The organism is Komagataeibacter kakiaceti JCM 25156, from assembly GCF_000613305.1.
Map to the genome: position 1 here is coordinate 1 of NZ_BAIO01000438.1, position 1,991 is coordinate 1,991.

The following is a 1,991-nucleotide window of genomic DNA, read 5'->3' on the forward strand; positions in this document are numbered from 1 at the left end:
CCCCGCGATCAGCACCATGCGCATGGTCAGGGCGGCCAGATTCTGCAGGTTGGCGCTGTCCGTACCGCGCAGCCACGACCGCAGCATGCGTCCGCGCCAGCGGTTCGCGACCCATGCCAGCCGGGCATCCTCGCGCGCTTCCGCGCCATGGGCCTTGACCACCGCGTTACATGTCACCGCATCGGACAGGGTGGCCCCCATGCGCGTGTCCCACCGGTTGGCCAGCCGGGCGGACGGGGCGACATAGCCCAGCGTCAGCCAGACCGAAAGCCCGATCAGCGCCATGGACCCCACCGCGAGCACCAGCCCCATCAGCGCCCAGTGAAACGCCAGCACGCCGGTCGTGACGCACAGGACCATCACCTCCGGCGCGAGCATGAGCAGGAGCGTATCGCCCAGGGTGTCGATCGCGCCCAGCCCGCGCGTGATCCGCCTGACGGTGGAACCCGCGAAATTGCTGGCGTGCCATTCGCTGGAAAAACGCTGCACGCGGGCGAACGCCTCCGTCACGATGGCGGACATGACGCGCGATGTCAGATGGGAAATGGACACATACGCCATGCGCCGGGCCGCGATACCGCTCACCCCCAGCCCGGTCAGGCCCGCCACATCCCACAATACATGGTGCAGCGCCGCCCCCCGCGCGGGGTGGGAGACACCATCGACCAGCCAGCCCGCCAGCAGGGGCATCATGACATCGGCCACCGTGGCGGCAGCGATACCCGCCAGCGTCCATGCCAGACAGACCGGCTGCGCGCGCCACCTGCGCCATACAAAACCCAGCACATCGGAAAATTCATGTCGCCCCGCCACCGGGCGGGAAAGGAAAAAAGCCATCACCACCAGTCCTGATGCCGGAAAACCGCGAAACCACACCGCAGCGGGGCCGGAAGGACTAGCCCCCGCATGGCCCATACGCAAGGGCGCGGCCCCGGTCGCCGGGGCGTGAGTGATTTACATAAATCCCCCCAAAGTCCCACAATGGCGCGCGACCACACCAGCGAGCAGCCAATGAAAACACCGACCCGCCGCACCAGACCCGCACGCCGCAACATGACGCTGGCGGAAGTGCGCGCCTTCATCACCCAACTGGCGGCGGCCAACCCCAATGCCGAGAGCGAACTCAATTTCGTGGATGACTACACCCTGCTGGTGGCGGTGGTGCTGTCCGCGCAGGCGACCGATGCCTCGGTCAATAAAGCCACGGTCGCCCTGTTCCATGACGCCCCGACCCCGCGCGCCATGGTGGAGCTGGGGGAGGAAAAGGTGGGCGCGCATATCCGCACCATCGGGCTGTGGCGGACCAAGCGCGCAATGTGGTCGCCCTGTCGCGGCAACTGCTGGAGCGTTTTGATGGCAGGGTGCCATTTGACCGCGCGGCGCTGGAATCCCTGCCCGGTGTCGGGCGCAAGACGGCGAATGTGGTGATGAACGTCGCGTTCGGGGACAGCACGATGGCGGTGGACACCCATATTTTCCGTATCGGCAACCGTACGGGTCTCGCGCCGGGTACGACGCCGCGCGCGGTGGAGGACCAGCTCGTGCGCCGCATCCCGGCCGATATGCTGCGCCCCGCCCATCACTGGCTGATCCTGCACGGGCGCTATGTCTGCAAGGCCCGCAGGCCCGAATGCTGGCGCTGCTCCGCCTTCGATCCCTGCCAGTACCGCCTGAAGGACGACCTGCGCGCCACGGGGCCGGATACCACCGCGCGCCAGATTGCTGTTTCAAAATAACTTCCTGAAGCTTTCTTCTGATCCGCGCCCTATTCCGCCCGCGCCATGGGCAGATCGGGCACCCCCGCCCCACCGGGGCGCATGACCCATGGCCGCGCGCCACGTACCTGCCGGTCGGAGCGGATGCGCAGACCATCGCGGCCCTGCCGGTAAATGGCATAGGCACCGTTGCGCCACGGATCGAAGCGCCCGATCAGCGGCAGGCCGGGACATCCCTGCCGGGCCGCGAGATTCACCAGCAGCCGCGCCCCGCCA

Annotated in this window: 1 protein-coding gene and 2 pseudogenes; 1 reads left to right on the top strand and 2 read right to left on the bottom strand. The window is 67.6% G+C overall.

Annotated features, from left to right (window positions below):
- On the bottom strand, positions 1 to 837 hold an 837-nt coding region (locus JCM25156_RS14960; protein WP_025813709.1), incomplete at its 3' end, for an ABC transporter transmembrane domain-containing protein.
- A gap of 216 nt (positions 838 to 1,053) precedes the next feature.
- On the opposite strand from JCM25156_RS14960, the pseudogene nth reads away from it, so the two are divergent.
- A pseudogene (gene nth / locus JCM25156_RS24980) lies at positions 1,054 to 1,736 on the top strand (endonuclease III).
- A 29-nt stretch (positions 1,737 to 1,765) separates the two neighbouring features.
- On the opposite strand, the pseudogene JCM25156_RS14970 reads toward nth, so the two are convergent.
- Positions 1,766 to 1,991: pseudogene (locus JCM25156_RS14970) on the bottom strand (ComEC/Rec2 family competence protein); the annotation flags it as partial.